This is a genomic window from Desulfosarcina alkanivorans, from assembly GCF_009688945.1.
GTDB lineage: Bacteria > Desulfobacterota > Desulfobacteria > Desulfobacterales > Desulfosarcinaceae > Desulfosarcina > Desulfosarcina alkanivorans.
Genome location: NZ_AP021874.1, coordinates 671,261 through 688,384, shown reverse-complemented (window position 1 = coordinate 688,384; position 17,124 = coordinate 671,261). Strand labels below are relative to the sequence as shown.

Sequence of the window (17,124 nt, the reverse complement as noted above, 5' to 3'; positions counted from 1 at the left end):
ATTGGGGGCCAGTTACCGGGTTACTTTTTTTTCCTTCGCCCGGACAGGGCTTTTCGCTCGGCCTGCAATTCAGTCAGCAATCGGGCCAGGGCCCACGTTTCTGAAGTCGGCGTCAAGGCCGCCCACAAGGATTGCTGCATGCCGGTTTTACGGCACAGGTTCATCAGGCCGTGAAGCTGGTTTTGCGTAATGCCCGAAACGATGATGGCACGGGGAAGCTCCGATGCCTTGCCGGCCCCGTTCCCATCCGGCAGGGCCAGCAGGTCGGTGAGGGGTGTCTTCTCGTGAGATTCGTTGGCCCAGAGGATCTCTGTATCCCCGAGGCCGGCCATTTTAAGAACGGCCTTGAATTTGGGCTGGGCGGCGCCGGAAAAGCCGCAAAGCAGCAATTTGGTGGGACCGTACATCCGGTCGTCGGAGTGCTGGACGCGTTCAAAGGTGCCGTCTGTCATTGATTATCTCCACTGTCGGGGGAAGCACCGGCCGTCGGGGTTTCAGGCGGCTCGAATTTGGGCCAGTGTTTAAGCATGAGAAGAATGTCCCTGACAAATGCACAGTTGCATTCGGTCGGACAGGGAGTGAAATCGGTCTGGTTCTGGCAAAAACCCGGGCACTCGGTCGTGCCTTTTTTTCGGGTCCGATAGACCGGCCCGTCATAAAGATGCTCAAACAGGGCGACCTGGCATGCCAGCGTGGTTCCGCAACGATGGTTGAACAAAAACAGTCCCGTCGACAAGTCGTCAAACGTCGGCATGTATCCGGTCAGTTCGATACCCGGATCCTGAATAAAATCCTTTAAACGTCCCCAGTGTTTTCCGCAATTGCTGCAGGTTTTAAAGGACGGGTCAACATGTGCGGTCGAAAAGGCGCCTGGGGTCATTGTCAGCGGTCTCCATATCCGTTAGGGGTCGCGCCGTTTTCATACGACATTTTTCAAGGTCATGCAACGGGGTATCGCCGACCGGTTCAGACCCCCCTGCACCCGGTCATGCGCGCATGCTTGCGGCTGCCGGGATACTGCCTGCAGATCGCGGGTCTGACCTCATGAATGGTGCAGGCATACTGATCCCGCACGGGCAATTTTTTCAGCCAGGGACACTTCCGGGCATACCGGTTGGTTCCCGGGACGATCCAGATCCGGCAGGCGGCGACGTGTCCGTGGCGTCGCACGGTACCCACCCAGTCGAGGATATCCGTTCTCCCGAGTTCCAGCCATCGGTAATAGTCGGAACGGGTGCACCCGTCATGGAAGCTCAACGTCCGGCAGCAGTGACCGCATTGAAGGCAGACAAAGCCCGCCATATCGGTGACCACCCGGAGCCCCGGGGGTCGATCCGGGTCCGTTCCGACGTCGGCGCAGACCCTGGCCCCGAACACCAGTGCACAGAGGCGGGCCAGCCGTTCCGGTTCCGGTGGCAGTCGCTTCAACCGGCCCACGATGCGCTGGGTCATTTCATCGTCACGGCATAGGATCAGTTTGCGCGATCCGGGAATTTTGGCCCAGACCGATCGACTGCCGGCGCCCGGCATGACATAGGTCCCGTCGCCAAATATCATGGGCCATAACGCTGAAATCAGATTCAACTGAAAGGGGTATTGCAAAAGCGCATTGCAAAGGGCATCCAGGGCGTCGTCCAGGGTGAGAAAGAGGCTTTCTTTTTCCGGCATGTTGTCTCCCCCTTGATGAAAAGGAAACGCAATAAGCACATCAACGCTATCACAAATGGCAAATACGGACAAACCCGCCGTGCAGGGACATCCAGACCGCCGGCATACAAATTTCTTTAATTCCGATATTGACTCGGCCTATGGTTTTGAAATAAGTTCTCAAAATTATCCTGAGATCGTCACCCTAGCCGTACCCACTCCATACCCTGCGAAAAAAGGCCTTGATTCCCGTTTATCGGGTGCCGTGAGCACCATGATACCGCCCGGCAGCAAGGTCAGGAGGACTCAAAGAGAACATATGAACCTATTTTTTCTGTCAATTCTGATCATTGCTGCAGGCGGCGCACTCCCTCTTTTATCGTTCCGGCAATTCACCCTGATGAAAACCATCGGCGTCCTGGGCATCAGCATCGGCTGCTGTCTGGGCATGCTCGACGCTCTGTCCCGGCTGACGCATGACGGAACTGCCGCCGTCGCTTCTTTTGCCTATCTCAATACGCTCTTCCTTTCGTTCCGGATTGACGGCCTGAGCGCATTCTTCCTGCTGGCCATCTTTGCCGTCTGCCTGCTGGCGGCCGTATACAGCTTCCACTACATGAGCCAGCCGGAAAAGGCCCTGGGCACCGCCGCCAACTACTTTTTTTTCAGTCTTCTGGTCGCCTCCATGGCCCTGGTGGTGGCCGCCGCCAACATGATCACCTTCCTGCTGGCCTGGGAAATCATGTCCCTGTCCTCGTTCTTCCTGGTGATCTTCGATCATCAGACGCCGGAGAACAGGAAAGCCGGCTATCTCTATTTTGTCTTTTCCCACGTGGGGGCCATGTTCATATTTGCCGCCTTCGGGGTCCTGTATGGCCACACCGGCAGCTTCGGGTTCGATGCGGCCGGTCTCTCCCATGACGCCGGGCTGCTGGCTTTCGTTCTGGCATTTATCGGATTCGGCTCCAAAGCCGGCGTCTTCCCCTTTCATGTATGGCTGCCCCACGCCCACCCGGCGGCCCCCTCTCACATCTCCGCCGTCATGTCCGGCGTGATGATTAAAACCGGCATTTACGGGATCCTGAGAATGTACGGGATCCTGAACCTGCAGACACCGGCCCTGGGAACCATGGTTCTGGTTTTCGGCATGGTCTCGGGCATCCTGGGGGTGGTTTACGCCCTGGGCCAGCATGATCTCAAGCGCCTCCTGGCCTACCACAGCGTCGAAAACATCGGCATTATTCTCATCGGCATCGGTATCGGCATGATCGGTGTGGCGACCAAGAATCCCATCATGGCGGTATTGGGATTTTCCGGCGGCCTGCTGCATGTACTCAACCATGCCATATTCAAATCTCTGCTCTTCATGGGCGCCGGCATGGTGCTGCACAAAACCGGCACGCGTTCCATCGACGCGCTGGGCGGCCTGCTCAAACACATGAAAGTAACCGGGGTGACCTTTCTGATCGGGTCCCTGGCCATTGCCGGCCTGCCGCCATTCAACGGGTTCGTCAGTGAGTTTTTCATCTACCTGGGAGGCTTCAGGGGCATCGCCGTCGACGCGCCCGTATTCGTGCTCAGCCTGCTGGCCATTGTCAGCCTGGCCGTTATCGGCGGGTTGGCCCTGGCCTGCTTTACCAAAGTCGTGGGCGTTGTGTTTCAGGGCGAACCCAGAAGCCCTGCAGCGCAGGAAGTTGATGAAAAAGGCCTGGCCATGCTGCTGCCCATGGCCATCCTGGCCGGCGCCTGTGCGGTCATCGGCATTTACCCCGGCGCCTTCATGTTCATGGCCCTGAAGGCCGTGGCGGCAATCGGCCTTGAGTACGGACGCATTCCCATTGAGCCCTTTGCCCGCATGTCGGCCAACATCACCCTGGGGGCGACGCTCTTCCTTGCCGTGTTGCTGCTTCTGCTGGCACTTCGCCGATTCCTGTATCAGGGAAAGGCCATCGGACGAAGCGGTACCTGGGGCTGCGGGTTTACCCGGCCCACCACGCGCATGCAGTACACCGGGACGTCCTATGCCGCATCCATACTGGAATTTTTCAAACCGGCAGCCCCGCTGGAAGAAAACCACCCGCCGGTGAGCGGCCTGTTTCCGGAGGCGACCCACTATCACAGCCGCGTCCATGACATTGTCGAACGTCACCTGGACCGCATGGTCGTGAAGCCGGTGCTTTGGCTGTTCGATAAATTGCGCTGGATTCAGCATGGCGATATTCACCTGTATATCGGCTACATCCTGCTGGCCATCGTTATCCTTCTGTTTTTCGTTTGAGGATGTGGAAACTTGAAATGGAAAATTAGAAATTTGCAGAAAAGTCGCCAGAGTATGAAGACCAAATTTCCAGTTTCCAATTTCCGCGAGCAGGTACAATGATGTTTCATAATTGCTATGGAAAGAACCTATGACTAAATCCATTCTTCTCTGGGCCTTTGCCCTGCTGACCGCACCGTTTTTTGCCGGTGTCATTTTCAAGGTGAAAGCGTTCTTCGGCGGCCGCAAGGGCTCCCCGGTGCTGATCAACTACTACACGCTCGCCAAACTGTTCCGGAAGGGCTCGGTATACAGCACCAGCACGACCTTTATTTTCAAGCTGGGCCCGATGATCTCCTTAGCCGCTGCCGCCACGGCGCTGCTTTTCCTGCCCATCGCCGGCCACCCCCCGGTGCTGTCCTTCCACGGGGACGTGATCTTCATCCTCTACCTGCTGGGCCTGGCCCGTTTTTTCACCATCGCCGCAGCCATGGACACCGCCTCCCCGTTCGAAGGCATGGGGGCGGCCCGGGAGGCCTATTTCCCGATTATCTGCGAGGCCAGCATGTTCATGATCCTGATCCTGTTTTACCGCCTCACCGGCGAACTGAACCTGGCCGCCTACTTTTCGGGCGACCAGCCCTTCGGTTTCTGGCAGGCGGCCGGCTCCCCCATGCTGTTTATCATCATCGCTTTGTTCATCATCCTGCTCACCGAAAATGCCCGCGTGCCGGTGGACGACCCGGCCACGCATCTGGAACTGACCATGATCCACGAAGTCATGGTACTCGATCACAGCGGTCCGGATTTCGGTTTCATCGAAATGGGCGCCTTTCTCAAAATGTTCTTCTACGCCGCCATCGTCGCCCGGCTGACCTTCCCTTTTGAACTGGGCCACCCGGCAGCCAATCTGGCCGTATTTTCAGCAGGGGTGCTGGGGGTATACGTCGCGGTGGGGATCGTTGAATCGATCATGGCCCGCTACCGCATGGACCTGGTGCCCAAGTTTGTACTCACCTCCTTTGCCCTGGCCTTTTTTGCAACCGTTATCACCCTGGAGTTTTTAAAATGATTCATCCGGTCGATACCATTTTGTCCCTGGCACTGCTGTCGATCCTCTTTTCATTCGGGTCCAGCCGCCTTCCGGGCCTGATCAAAGTCATGGCATTTCAGGGCGTGGTGGTGTGCATCGTGCCCCTTTTCATCGGCCACCAGATGTCCACGGGCGGCATTGTCTTCACCATCGTGACGCTGACCATCCGCGGCATCGTCATTCCCGGATGCATCTACCTGGCCATCAAGCGCGTCGCCATCGGACGCGAGGTGGAACCCATCGTCGGCTACCATGCCTCCATCCTGGCCGGCCTGCTGCTGGTCGTCGGGGCCACCTTTGCCAGCCATCGCATCATTGTCCCCTACAGCGGCCTCAGCGCCCTTCTCCTGCCCACAGCCATCTCCCTTCTGGGGGCCGGCATGTTTCTCCTCATGGCCCGCCGCAACGCCATTGCCATGGTTCTGGGCTACATCATGATGGAAAACGGCATCTACCTGGTGGGCACCAGCTTTTCCATGCGGGCCCGCCACATTGTCGAGTTCGGCATCCTGCTGGATGTGCTGGCCGGTGTCATGATCATGGCCGTCATCCTGCAGAATATCAAACAGACCTTTGACGACGTGGACACGGCACGCTTGCGAACCTTAAAGGAATAGGTGATCTCTTCATGCTTGAAATCGTTTTTCTGATACCGTTTATTACCGGCTCCGCCGCGTTTTTTCTGCCGGCTAAAATCGGAAGGCGCCTGCTGGTGCTCACCGGCAGCGTTCACCTGATCCTGTCCATCATCGTCTGGGCCGGGCGGCTGCCCCCCCTGTATCCCGACTATTTTGCGGTTACGCCGGAAGGCCTGCTGTCCCTGCTGGTGATCTCCCTGCTCTTTTTCCTGATATCCATATACACCATCGCGTATCTCAAGGCCTCCGACATCCGGGCGGAGAACATTTTCACCGGGTCGATGCTGCTGTTTTTATCCACCATGACCATGGTGACCCTTTCCGACCATATCATGGTCATGTGGATCGCCATCGAGGCCACCACCCTGGCCAGTGCACCGTTGATCTACACGCACCGGTCGGCGGCCTCCCTGGAAGCCACCTGGAAATATGTGCTCATCTGCTCGGTGGGCATCGCCATGGCGCTTCTGGGGTCGGTGCTGGTCACCGTGGCCATGGATGTGGGCCGGGTGGACGCACCCATCTCGTTCTCCGCCATGACCGGGGTGGCCCGGAAAATGGACCCCGTGTGGCTCAAGGCCGGTTTTGTATTCATCCTGGTCGGATACGGCACCAAAATGGGGCTGGCACCCATGCACACCTGGCTGCCCGACGCCCACAGCGAGGCCCCCAGCCCGGCCTCGGCGCTGCTGTCCGGCGTATTGCTCAACTGCGCCTACCTGGGTATTTTCAAAACCAACAAGGTCATGCATGCCGCCGGCCTGGCCGATTTCTCAGGCCCCATCCTGATCGTTTTCGGCCTGGTATCGATCATGGCGGCAGCCACCTTTATTCTCAAGCAGACCGAATACAAGCGGATGCTGGCCTATTCCAGCATCGAGAACATGGGCATCATCGCCTTCGGTACCGGCATCGGCGGACTGGGGGCCTATGGCGCCATGATCTGCCTGATCCACCACAGCCTGATCAAGTCCAGCCTTTTTCTCACCTCCGGCAACATCCTTCTGGGATTCGGCAGCCGTTTCATCGCCCGGACCGGCAACCTTGCGGGCCGCATGCCCAAAACCTTCGTGGCCTTTTTCGGCGGGTTCGCCGGTATTTCAGGATTCCCCCCCTTCGGGATCTTTATCGGGGAACTGCTGATCATCATCGGGGCCTTTCGAACCGGCAACCACGTGGGAGCCGCTTTTTTCATCCTCAGCCTGTGCGTGATCTTTGCCGGTTTTGCCAACAACATCATGAAAATTTCCTTCGACACCTCTGACGCCACCATCCGGATCAGAGAAGAAGCCAGCCTGGTCTGGCCTCAATATGCACTGCTGCTGACCTCCCTGGTGCTCTGTTTCTGGATGCCGGACACCTTGTACCAGACAATAATCCATGCGGTGAATGCCATCGGTGGAGGATTTTAATGACCATGACTTTCAAAACCATATCCAACGGGGAAGCCGTCTCCATCGAACGCATCCCCCACCTCTCCTTTGACGACTTTTCCACCCAGGCGGTAAACATCGTCGCGGGCGGCGGCAAGGTGGTCCAGTTTTTCGGCTTCCAGACCGGAGACAGCCTCCGGCTCCTTGCCGTACTGCGCACCGACGCGCTGATGGCCGCCACCTGTGACGCCCCGGAGGTCTACCCGTCGTTGACGGCCCGGTGTGCCCCCTTTCACATGTTCGAACGTGAAATTGCCGAGCAGTACGGGATCCGGCCCGAAGGCCATCCGTGGTTGAAAATGGTTCGTTACCACGCCAATTGCCGCGGCGTCGGCGATGTGTTCGGCAACGACTATGCGGAAGATATCCCCGGAAGATATGACTACTATTCGGTGGCGGGGGATGAGATCCACGAGGTGGCCGTGGGGCCGGTGCATGCCGGGGTGATCGAGCCGGGCCATTTTCGCTTCAACTGTATCGGCGAACGGGTGCTGAACCTGGAGATCCAGCTGGGCTACCAGCACCGGGGTGTTGAAGATCTGCTGCTGTCGGCCGATGCCGGGCGGCTGCCGTTCATCGCCGAAAATATTGCCGGGGACACCTCGGTCGGCCACAGCCTCTGCCATGCCCAGGCCATGGAGGCCCTTTCCGGCATCCGCACCGATGACGGTGCTAAACTCATCCGTACCATCGGGTTGGAACTGGAGCGCATCGCCAACCATGTGGGCGACCTGGGCGCCCTGAGCGGTGACGTGGCCTTTCTGCCGCCGGCCAATTACTGCGGCCGCATGCGCGGCGATTTTCTCAACATGTCCCTGCTGCTGTGCGGCAACCGGTTCGGCAAAGGCCTGGTTCGACCGGGCGGCGTCCGCTTCCCCATGGACGACACCAACCGCCGCGACCTGACCGACCGCATCAGTGAACTCAAGCCCCAGGTCGAGCACACCATCGACCTGCTCTTCTCCACCTCCAGCGTCCGCTCCCGTTTTGAAGGCTGCGGCACCGTGAGCCGGTCCGATGCTGACAAACTGGGGCTGGTGGGCCCGGCGGGGCGTGCCTGCGGCAACCCCTACGATGGGCGGCGGTGCTTTCCCACCGAGCATTACGACCGGCTCGATATCCCCGAGAATGCGGAATCCTCAGGAGATGTCTATGCCCGGGCCAGGGTCAGGGCGGACGAGGTGATGCAGTCCATGGCAATCATCGAGTCCCTGCTGTCCGACCCGGTGGAAACCGAAGTCATCGACGTGCCCGGCGTTTCCACGCTGGCACCCGGTTCACTGGTGGTCACCATCAACGAAGCCTGGCGTGGAGAACTGTCCCACTGCGTGCTCACCGATGACGCCGGCGGGATCTGCCGGTACAAAATCAAGGATCCCTCATTCCACAACTGGAATGGCCTTTCCATGTCCCTGAGAAACACGGGCATTTCCGATTTCCCCCTGAACAACAAAAGTTACAACCTGTCCTATTGCGGGTTCGATCTTTAAATCAAAACGGCTGTATTTCGATAACATCGCTAACGGCAGAGCAAATCCATTATGTTAAACGTGCTGAAAAACAGGTTCGAACAGGGATGCAAAACGTCCCGCTACCCCAAGGAAACCGTCAAGCTGCTGCCCCGCTACCGGGGTCGGCCGGAAATCGATCCCCATGCGCCGCCGGACGTGGCCGCCGCCTGCGCTGCAGCCTGCCCCCAGGCGGCCATCGATCCGTCGGCCATGACCATCGACATGGGGCGCTGCGTATTCTGCGGAACCTGCGAACGCGTCGCCAAGGGCCGGTTCATCACCTTTACCCAGGATTTTGCCATCGCCGTTGCCGAAAAGGAGCACCTCGTCACCACGGGCAGCATCCCTGCACTTGCCGACCATTCCCGGGGGCATTTTAAAAAGCTGTTTGGCCGCTCCCTCCAGCTTCGCCAGGTGTCGGCTGCCGGCTGCAATGCCTGTGAGGCGGATCTGAACGTGCTGGCCACCCCGTTTTTCGACCTGGCCCGATTCGGCATCAACTTCGTGGCCTCACCGCGCCATGCCGACGGCATTGTTGTGACCGGCCCCATATCACGCAACATGAAAACCGCCCTGCTGCAGACCTATGAGGCCACCCCCGAACCCCGGGTCGTGATCGCCGTCGGCAGCTGCACCCTTTCCGGCGGTCCCTTCCGGGGCAGCAAGGAAATCACCGAAGGACTGGATAGCCTGCTGCCGGTGGATCTGTTCATCCCCGGCTGCCCGCCTCACCCGATGACCAATTTGCATGCATTGTTGAATTTTTTCAAATAGAAAAGGCCTCTTTTGCCCCAAGCCGGCGTTCTCGTCCTTTGAAATCATAGACGTAGCGCTGCTGCGCCTCCGGTGTCGAACTCGCTGCGGCCCTGGCGTGTCGCAGATCCCGTTTATCGGGGAACCGAAATCTACCCTTTCTGGACGGACACCAAGGAAATTTAGGGAAAAAGCGGGAAGTTTTTGCAAGGGTTACGTTTAAGGAACTTATCAGAACTGGGTCGTTTTTCGATAGGGGTCGGGAAGGGCCGTCGCCCTCCCCGCCCTCCGAACCGTGCGTGCGGTTCTCCCGCACACGGCTCTCCAGTCGGTGGTTTCAACATCGTGATTGGCTTGCCAGTGCATGGGCTTCGGTCATGGTGAAAAGCCCACGCTCAGCAAAGAAAGCATTCGGCCAGCGGGTATGGTCTTTACGGCATTGACCCATTCCAGGACGCTTCTGCTGTTTCCGTAGCACCGATCGAAGCCGACGACGGATAAATCCATCGACCGATTTGAACTCATTGGAATTCGCATGTTTGAAATAACCAAACCACCCACGCAGCATCGGGTTCAGGTCCTCAATAATGTGTTTGAGGCTGTTTCCTCGCGTGCGCCGGGTCTTGGTCCGAATGCGATCCCGCAAGGCGTTCAAACTTTTGCGGCGGACCCATCGTCTTCCAGCCTCGAACCGATATCCCAGAAACTCGAAGCCTTGCCCCGGTACCGTGCAATCCCCCACGTGGGTTTTGTCCGGATGCAAGGTCAGACCGTTTGCCGCTACCCAGGCGTTTATAACGGCCAGCGCCGATTGAGCCGTCTCCGGGCTCGGGCACATCACGACAAAGTCATCGGCATAACGCACCATGCGGTACCCTTTGGACCGCATCAGACGGTCCAGCGGATGCAGGTACAGGTTCGCCAACAGCGGGCTGATAACCGCACCTTGCGGCGTGCCACCAATCGGCGTCCATCGCTTGAGCTCGCTGATGATATCCTGTTTGAGATACCCGTGAATCAGGTCGAGAACCCGCCCGTCGCTGATGCGCGTTTCCACCAGCGCCATCAACCGGTCATGGGCAATGGTGTCGAAGTAGCTCGCCAGGTCCGCATCCACGACATGGGTGCAGCCATTCTTAATCAGGCGGTCCACCTCTCGAAGGGCGCTCTTGCAACCGCGCCCCGGTCGGAAGCCAAAGCTCGTCTCCTCGAATTCCTTTTCGAAAATCGGTTCTATCACCAACTTCAACGCCGTCTGCACGATGCGGTCCTTGACCACCGGAATTCCCAGTGGGCGGGTCTTACCCGGTCCCTTGGGAATCTCCACGCGCTTGACCGGCTGGGGGCGATAGGTTCCCGATTTCAACGACTCCGACAATTCCTCAAGGTAAGCCGACGCCTTGTACCCAAACCGTTCGATACTCTGGCCGTCCACACCTGCCGACCCCTTGTTTGCGGCGACCTTCTGCCACGCGATTTCAAGGGTTCGCTGACGGGCAACCTTGTCGATCAGGCTGAACCATGTGCCTCCTTTGACGCCGTTTTCCAGCGCCGCCAACATGCGCTCTGTCCAGATCGAGGCTTCCACCCAACTTCGGGTTTCTGTGCCTTGTTTAGTCCCGCCGCGACGGGACACTGGCGACACGTAGCTTGTGCATTGCCTGTTACTGGATTTCACACATCCACCTTCCTGCCTCCCTTCCCTCGGCACGGGTTTGCTCTCCGCGCTTCTCACGACAGTCGCCGCTGCAGTACTATGAAGGCTCTGACTCCTGTCCACATCACCCCACAGACAGGTCTCCCCGCTTTACCCACGACGCCTTCCGACCATTCCATCTCCAACCACCTGACGTCCCCCTGTCCCAGCTTTAACACGCTACCCCTTAGCTCGGCAGGTCCCCTTTCTTCGGGTAGAGGCTTCGCCATTCTCCAAGCAGGCTCGCCGGCAACGCCCGGCCGAATCGAGTTCGTCATCCTACGGACTGGTCGTTCACCTCCGGTTGCTTCCCACCCCGCCTCACGGCGACGCAGTTACCTTCGGTTACAGGCCCGGAGAGCGATAGGCCTGAAGAGAACTTGCACCTCTTTGACATCGTGCGCTCACGGGCGCACTTGGAGCGGCTTCCAGCCGCGATCATCCCTTTGCATCGCGGCTGGAAGCCGCTCCAACGCCTTTTCGGTTCCTTTCGGATATATGGCCAGGTGTGGCCTGGAAACGCTTTTAACGATTTCATCAAGAAGAAAACGGATAAAAACAGCAGGGTCCTGTCCTGAAAGACAGGACCCTGCTGTTTTATGGCTGGATAATGATGGTCGGGTACATCCCTTCCTTGTCCCCTTCCGGGTAGGGCTGGATGGTATTGAAGGAAATATTCTGGTTTCGCTGGGCGTGCCCGCGATTCAGATTGCCATCGTAAAAAGCGCCGTTGGCTTCCAGAATGTGGTGAATCCGCTCCTGGAAGGCAGTGACGAAACTGGTCCCGCTGCCCTCGAAGAGCATGTTGCCTTTGCTCAAACGGGTTTTTATTTTGGAAAAGTCCTTCAGTGACATGCTGTTGGCTTCGAGTTCGTCCTGGTTTCTCACCAACCCCCACACCAGGCTGCCGGGCGGCACCGTCAACGGTTTTCTGATATCGACGATGGTGTGGGGCATCACAACGCTCTCTTTTCCAATGGTCAGCCTTGCATCCGGGCGTCCCCGCAAAAAGCTGTTGAATCCCACAAAAACATGGTTGCCCATATCCGCGTCGATAATCTTGGCCCCGTGGGCCGTCACATTTTCTCCCTCCAGCGTGGAATTGATAATGTAGCAGTTCTCCTGGGCGTTGGCCCCTTTACCGAGGGTGGAGTTCTGAAGAAAAGCACGCTGGGCCACCAGCACGTTATCCCCTATATTCGTTTTGGGTTTGATCACGGCGAAGCGGTCCAGTGATGCCGTGGCCGGAACCGACACCGGGCTTTCGATATTGACGACATTGAACACCCGTTGAAAGGCTTCCTTGCGATCTTCGACAAAATCCATGAAAATGCCCTGGGGCGGACTGCCGGCCGCAAAGTAGATGTAATTGTTCAGCTGGCTCAGGGGATAGCGGTACATGAAGTTGAAATCGCCCGGCTTACGCACCCATACGGTACCCGGATCGACATTCAGATGGCTGATTTCACCGGCCTGCACATAGGCGTAAGCACCGATGACACAGTCTCTCATGGTGGTCAGGTCCACCGTCGAAAACGGTCCCAGGTAACAGCCGTCGGAAGGCGATCCGTGGATGTTGGCATAGTGCGTGGAAACGGTATCGCGGATAAAAAATCGTTCCAGGGTCTCCGGATCATGGGAAAAGTTGTGGACCAGGGTCTTGATCAGAAAACTGTCATCGATCCGGATCTCTTCATCCTGGTCCACCGGGATATTGAACTCCTGGTATTGAAACAGGTCGCCCTTTTTTTTCAACTCGTCGCCGCGGATGTCGCTTTTGTAAAGCAGGGAGTTGGTCACCCGGCATCGCCCCAGAAAATAACTGCCGGAGAGGTTGGAATGTTTGAAGATCAGGTTCAGGGGATGGTGCGGGGTGATCCCGTAAAAGGCATAAAACTTGGTCATCTGTCCGGTTGGAACCAATTGGCTCACCACGGGATTGACATCAAATTCAAGCTCCCGGAGGTTGATGTTCACCCGCTGGATTATCCGATCGAAAAGTTTTTCAAGTTCTTTCATGCTGTTGCCCCGTCTGATAGTTTATTTTCTGAATCCTTCATGGCATGGAAGACCGCGGCAAACACATCCGCCAGCCGCAATACACCCACGATATCCTCGCCCCGGGTCACCAGCAACGACAGGTTTGAGCCAGCAGTCAGCTGATGCAGCGCCATGTCAACGGATGTGTTTTCATCCACGTACTCCCCCTCGGTGGGCTGCTGCATGAGTTCCGTGACGTTCAACTTCGCCGCCGCGGAATACACATCCAGGATCGGAGGAGAGTTTTTCAAGTATTCTTCCTGCTGAAGGGCGATGGCTTTGCGGGTGAACCCGAACTGGTTGAATTTTCTGATCTGTTCCAGATTGGCATCACTGGGTTCGAGGGCACAGAGAAAGTCCATCTGGCTGAGTTTTCCGATAACCCGCTTTTTGCTGTCCAGAATCAAAACGGCACGATGGGAGTAGCGGCTTTGCTGATACTTTTCCTGCGCTTTTTCCAATGCAAGCACCGCCTCATAGAGGGTGGCCCCTTCCGGAACGGTGGCGTATTCCGAAATCGGAACCATCAAGTCCTTGACGAAGAAGTTTTTCACTGAACGCCTCCCTGTTGTTATTTTTGTGATACCAACCGAAAAACGGACGGTTCGATCAATCCTCCGAAATGCCGGAAGGTTCGGCCCACCTGACGAAATATCGTCTGGCAGGCAAGCCTATCTTCGTTGGAATATCGGCTAACTACCATAAATGAAACATCAAATCAATCGCAACCTTTTGTTCATCTGATCGGTCAGGTTGGTCCGCTCCAGTTCCCTGTTGACCACCTTTTTCTGCTCTGGTTTGCGGAAGGGCAATGGTGCGCGCCGATCCGCCTTCACAGCAATAGATCCCTGGCGTAGCAGGCAGACCAATTACCGGCGGCACCAATCTCTTGATCTTGCCCCGCCCCTATGGTAGACAACCGCTGGCGTTCCTAATTTTACTTCCTTCCGCCCCATTCAAGGCGATTAAAACGGGTATCGATTCCCGATCGAATAATAACGAAGAGAGGAGGACCATATTGAAAACAAAACTGGTAAAAGACCTGATGGTGCCGTTGTCGGAATACGCGACGGTATCGGAAGACGCCACCCTCAGCGATGCTGTGGCAGCCTTGAAAAGGTCCCATGCGGACTTTGACCAGGAAAAATTTCGACACCGGGCGATTTTGATCATTGATGCTGACCAGCATGTCGTCGGCAAAGTCAATATGCACGCCATTTTGAAAGCGCTCGAACCCAAATATGATGACATGTTCTCCGACACGGGGCCCATGCACATGGGATTCACCCGCAAATACCAGAAAGCCATCTTCGAATCCATGAAGCTGTGGCAGGACCCGATGGATCAGATATGCCAGAAAGCAGCACAGATTAAAGTCAAGACCTTTATGGCCACGCCCAAAGAGAGCCAGATGATCGAACCGGATGCCCCCCTGGGCCAGGCCATTCATCAACTCGTCCTGGGCCACCATCAGTCCCTGCTGGTGACCAAAGATGACCACGTAGTCGGTGTGTTGAGGCTCACCGATGCGGTTGAGGTTGTCTGCGATGCCATTATTGCCTGTGCGTTATAACTGGAAACGACTTGAGTCCTGCAAGAATTATGTCTGTAATAGAGGAGAGTATAAATGAGTAGCGACGCAGCAGCGACCCCGGCACTCGGGCTTGGCTGGAAAAAATATCTGTTTATGGCCATCGGTATCATTCTGTTCGTCATTGTTTACTATTCGCCGCCCTGGCCGGCCGCCCTCGACCCCGAAGGAAAAGCCTTTGCCCTCTCACCGGAAGGAAAGGGCGCGTTGGCGGTGTTTCTGCTGGCCGCCACCTGGTGGGTCTTCGAGGTGGTGCCCATCGGCGTGACCAGCCTGACCATCGGCATTCTGCAGGTGCTTTTCTTTATCCGCCCGGCCAAGGATGCGTTCAAGGATTTCATGGACCCGAGCGTGCTGTTTATCTTCGGTTCCATCGTGGTCGGCCTGGTGTTTACCAAAACCGGACTGACCCGCCGGATCGCCTACAAGATGCTGGGCATCGTGGGTGAAAAAACCAGCATGATCTATCTGGGCTGTTTCGTCCTCACCGCTGCCCTGACCCACATCATGGCGCATACGGCAGTGGCGGCCACCATCTATCCGCTGCTGGTAGCCATCTACGCCATGTACGGTGAAGGGGACAAGCCGACCAAATTCGGCAAGGGCCTTTTTATCGGTATGGCCTACATTGCCGGCGCCGGTTCCATCGTCACCCTGCTGGGCGCGGCCCGCGGCGCCGTGGCCCTGGGCTTTTTCAACGAGGTCGCCGGAAAGACCGTGGGCTTCTTCGAACTGTCCTACTACATGGCGCCCATCGGCTGGCTGATGACCTTCCTCCTGTGGGGCTTTTTCATGGTGGTCATGAAACCGGAAAAAAAGACCATCCCCGGGCTGAGAGAAAAGGCCAAACGGCTGAGCGAGGAGATGGGACGCATCTCCAGAAGTGAAGTAATTGCCGCGGTCATCGTGGGGACCGCCATTCTGGTACTGGGCGTATCGGCCGTGATGAAATCCACCATGCCCGATTTCACACCGCCCCATAAGACCGCCGTATTGCTCACATCAACCGTTCTCTTCTTTGCCACCGGTCTTTTGGATATCAATGACCTGGAAGAGATTCCCTGGAACATCATCCTGTTGTTTGCCGGCGCCATGAGCATCGGTTTCTGTCTCTGGCAGACCGGCGCGGCCGAATGGATGGCCGTGAACTGGCTGACCATGTTCAAGGAATCCACCGGATTCGTCTTCGTGATGAGCATCGCCTTTTTCGTCATGATGATGACCAACTTCATCATGAACGTGGCAGCCATCGCCATCTCGCTGCCGGTGGCCCTGGTGATTGCCCCCTACTTGGGCGTATCCGGCGAGGTCATTCTGTTTGCCTCCCTGGTGGTGGCCGGCATGCCCTTCCTCCTGCTGGTGGGCGCCGCCCCCAATGCCATCGCCTACGACTCCAAGCAGTTCACCACCGGAGAATTTTTCCTTTGGGGAATACCGGCCAGTATTATTCTGATGGTGGTCACCGCATTTGCCGTCAAAGTGCTCTGGCCCATCATGGGCATGCCTATTTCGACCGGCGGCTGACAGGAATGACCGTCACCAAGAATCAATCCGACCAGCCCTGCCGCCATTGCCGGCAGGGCTGCGTTCCATTGACGCCCGCGGCCCGGTCTGGCGCGTTACCGATAAGAGGGAGGTAAGCCAATGAAAAAAATTTTTGTAAAGGACTTGATGATTCCCATCTCCAATTATGTGGCCGTAAAAAAAACCGACACGCTGGTCGATGTCCTCCAAGCCCTGGAATCGTCCCGGCAGGCCGACCAGCATGCCCATCGGGATGCCATCGTCGTAGATGAGGACGGTACATTTTTGGGCAAAGTCACCATGATCGACATTTTCAGAGCCCTGGAACCCAACTACAAGAAAATGACTGGCGGCAGTGGTGCCGGCACCCTGACCAACGCATTCGTCATGAAAGCGGTCAAGGAGTTCAACCTGTGGATGGAACCGGAGCAGACCATCTGCCAGCGCGGCAGCAAAAAAACCGTCGCCGAGGTCATGCATGCCCCCCAAAGCGTGGAATTCCTCCACGAGGACGACACGCTGGAAAAGGCGCTGAATCTCTACGTCATGGGCGTCCACCAGCCACTGATTGTCAAACGCGGTGAAGCCGTTACCGGCGTCCTGCGGTTCGGCGATATCTTCGAAGTGGTCAGAACAGCTCTGCTGCGCTGTAATATCGACGACTGACACCACCTGCCATCGGCGGTTCACCCCGGCGGGACGACATCTTGAAAGCGTGGATGAGGATCCGTCATCCACGCTTTTTTTCTCGCGGCCGGCATCCGCCCCCGTAACGGCTTCCCTTCCCTCAGCCATCAATTCTCCCTTGCCTTCATCACGTTCTGTGTTTACAGACTGTAAACTTGCCTGACACCCTGTGGCCCCGCCCCCTGGTTTCTGGACCTTTTCAAACCGGAAAATACCTCACCAAATCGATACATTACCTAACATACACCCATTTT

Annotated in this window: 15 protein-coding genes; 9 read left to right on the top strand and 6 right to left on the bottom strand. The window is 57.1% G+C overall.

The window, feature by feature from the left end:
• Positions 1 to 20: 20 nt before the first annotated feature.
• The 3 genes from DSCA_RS03130 to DSCA_RS03120 all read right to left on the bottom strand — a co-directional run bounded on the left by DSCA_RS03130 (position 21) and on the right by DSCA_RS03120 (position 1,668).
• Positions 21 to 452: a DUF3783 domain-containing protein gene (locus DSCA_RS03130; protein WP_155315040.1), complete on the bottom strand. Its 432-nt coding sequence runs from the start codon at positions 450 to 452 to the stop codon at positions 21 to 23.
• Entirely contained in the window at positions 449 to 880 is a 432-nt protein-coding gene (locus DSCA_RS03125; protein ID WP_155315039.1) for a hypothetical protein, read from the bottom strand. The genes DSCA_RS03130 and DSCA_RS03125 overlap by 4 nt, the downstream gene beginning before the upstream one ends.
• A gap of 86 nt (positions 881 to 966) precedes the next feature.
• Positions 967 to 1,668: a YkgJ family cysteine cluster protein gene (locus DSCA_RS03120; RefSeq protein ID WP_155315038.1), complete on the bottom strand. Its 702-nt coding sequence runs from the start codon at positions 1,666 to 1,668 to the stop codon at positions 967 to 969.
• A gap of 298 nt (positions 1,669 to 1,966) precedes the next feature.
• Between DSCA_RS03120 and DSCA_RS03115 the strand changes: the two genes are divergently transcribed.
• The 6 genes from DSCA_RS03115 (at position 1,967) to nuoB (ending at position 9,353) form a co-directional block, all read left to right on the top strand.
• Positions 1,967 to 3,925 carry a proton-conducting transporter transmembrane domain-containing protein gene (locus DSCA_RS03115; RefSeq protein ID WP_155315037.1) on the top strand — a complete coding sequence of 653 codons (1,959 nt, stop codon included), beginning with the start codon at positions 1,967 to 1,969 and terminating at the stop codon, positions 3,923 to 3,925.
• A 130-nt stretch (positions 3,926 to 4,055) separates the two neighbouring features.
• Positions 4,056 to 4,976, top strand: a complete 921-nt coding sequence (locus tag DSCA_RS03110) for a respiratory chain complex I subunit 1 family protein (RefSeq protein WP_155315036.1) — start codon at positions 4,056 to 4,058, stop codon at positions 4,974 to 4,976.
• A complete protein-coding gene (locus DSCA_RS03105; RefSeq protein ID WP_155315035.1) occupies positions 4,973 to 5,614 on the top strand; it encodes an NADH-quinone oxidoreductase subunit K in 642 nt (213 codons plus the stop codon). Before DSCA_RS03110 ends, DSCA_RS03105 begins: the two co-directional genes overlap by 4 nt.
• A gap of 11 nt (positions 5,615 to 5,625) precedes the next feature.
• Positions 5,626 to 7,047: a proton-conducting transporter transmembrane domain-containing protein gene (locus DSCA_RS03100; protein WP_155315034.1), complete on the top strand. Its 1,422-nt coding sequence runs from the start codon at positions 5,626 to 5,628 to the stop codon at positions 7,045 to 7,047.
• Positions 7,047 to 8,558: a hydrogenase large subunit gene (locus DSCA_RS03095; RefSeq protein WP_155315033.1), complete on the top strand. Its 1,512-nt coding sequence runs from the start codon at positions 7,047 to 7,049 to the stop codon at positions 8,556 to 8,558. Before DSCA_RS03100 ends, DSCA_RS03095 begins: the two co-directional genes overlap by 1 nt.
• Before the next feature lie 51 nt (positions 8,559 to 8,609).
• Entirely contained in the window at positions 8,610 to 9,353 is a 744-nt protein-coding gene (gene nuoB / locus DSCA_RS03090) for an NADH-quinone oxidoreductase subunit NuoB (protein WP_155315032.1), read from the top strand.
• 316 nt (positions 9,354 to 9,669) lie between these two features.
• Here nuoB and ltrA read toward each other — a convergent pair whose 3' ends face one another.
• From ltrA to DSCA_RS03075, 3 genes are all read right to left on the bottom strand, one after another.
• Positions 9,670 to 10,920: a group II intron reverse transcriptase/maturase gene (gene ltrA, locus DSCA_RS03085; RefSeq protein WP_197904613.1), complete on the bottom strand. Its 1,251-nt coding sequence runs from the start codon at positions 10,918 to 10,920 to the stop codon at positions 9,670 to 9,672.
• 705 nt (positions 10,921 to 11,625) lie between these two features.
• Entirely contained in the window at positions 11,626 to 13,047 is a 1,422-nt protein-coding gene (locus DSCA_RS03080) for a transferase (protein ID WP_155315031.1), read from the bottom strand.
• Complete coding sequence (locus tag DSCA_RS03075; RefSeq protein ID WP_155315030.1) at positions 13,044 to 13,622, bottom strand: CBS domain-containing protein; 579 nt, start codon at positions 13,620 to 13,622, stop codon at positions 13,044 to 13,046. Before DSCA_RS03075 ends, DSCA_RS03080 begins: the two co-directional genes overlap by 4 nt.
• A gap of 464 nt (positions 13,623 to 14,086) precedes the next feature.
• On the opposite strand from DSCA_RS03075, the gene DSCA_RS03070 reads away from it, so the two are divergent.
• From DSCA_RS03070 to DSCA_RS03060, 3 genes are all read left to right on the top strand, one after another.
• Positions 14,087 to 14,641 (top strand): CBS domain-containing protein, encoded by a 555-nt coding sequence (locus tag DSCA_RS03070; RefSeq protein ID WP_155315029.1) that lies wholly within the window; start codon positions 14,087 to 14,089, stop codon positions 14,639 to 14,641.
• Positions 14,642 to 14,695: 54 nt separating this feature from the next.
• Positions 14,696 to 16,183, top strand: a complete 1,488-nt coding sequence (locus DSCA_RS03065; protein WP_155315028.1) for an SLC13 family permease — start codon at positions 14,696 to 14,698, stop codon at positions 16,181 to 16,183.
• A 120-nt stretch (positions 16,184 to 16,303) separates the two neighbouring features.
• A complete protein-coding gene (locus tag DSCA_RS03060) occupies positions 16,304 to 16,849 on the top strand; it encodes a CBS domain-containing protein (protein WP_155315027.1) in 546 nt (181 codons plus the stop codon).
• Positions 16,850 to 17,124 lie beyond the last annotated feature (275 nt).

Coding starts and splice junctions, on each gene's coding strand:
- DSCA_RS03120 (WP_155315038.1), bottom strand. CDS start 1,668: ATGCCGGAAAAAGAAAGCCTCTTTCTCACCCTGGACGACGCCCTGGAT.
- DSCA_RS03105 (WP_155315035.1), top strand. CDS start 4,973: ATGATTCATCCGGTCGATACCATTTTGTCCCTGGCACTGCTGTCGATC.
- DSCA_RS03115 (WP_155315037.1), top strand. CDS start 1,967: ATGAACCTATTTTTTCTGTCAATTCTGATCATTGCTGCAGGCGGCGCA.
- DSCA_RS03100 (WP_155315034.1), top strand. CDS start 5,626: ATGCTTGAAATCGTTTTTCTGATACCGTTTATTACCGGCTCCGCCGCG.
- DSCA_RS03130 (WP_155315040.1), bottom strand. CDS start 452: ATGACAGACGGCACCTTTGAACGCGTCCAGCACTCCGACGACCGGATG.
- nuoB (WP_155315032.1), top strand. CDS start 8,610: ATGTTAAACGTGCTGAAAAACAGGTTCGAACAGGGATGCAAAACGTCC.
- DSCA_RS03110 (WP_155315036.1), top strand. CDS start 4,056: ATGACTAAATCCATTCTTCTCTGGGCCTTTGCCCTGCTGACCGCACCG.
- DSCA_RS03065 (WP_155315028.1), top strand. CDS start 14,696: ATGAGTAGCGACGCAGCAGCGACCCCGGCACTCGGGCTTGGCTGGAAA.
- DSCA_RS03125 (WP_155315039.1), bottom strand. CDS start 880: ATGACCCCAGGCGCCTTTTCGACCGCACATGTTGACCCGTCCTTTAAA.
- DSCA_RS03095 (WP_155315033.1), top strand. CDS start 7,047: ATGACCATGACTTTCAAAACCATATCCAACGGGGAAGCCGTCTCCATC.
- DSCA_RS03060 (WP_155315027.1), top strand. CDS start 16,304: ATGAAAAAAATTTTTGTAAAGGACTTGATGATTCCCATCTCCAATTAT.
- DSCA_RS03080 (WP_155315031.1), bottom strand. CDS start 13,047: ATGAAAGAACTTGAAAAACTTTTCGATCGGATAATCCAGCGGGTGAAC.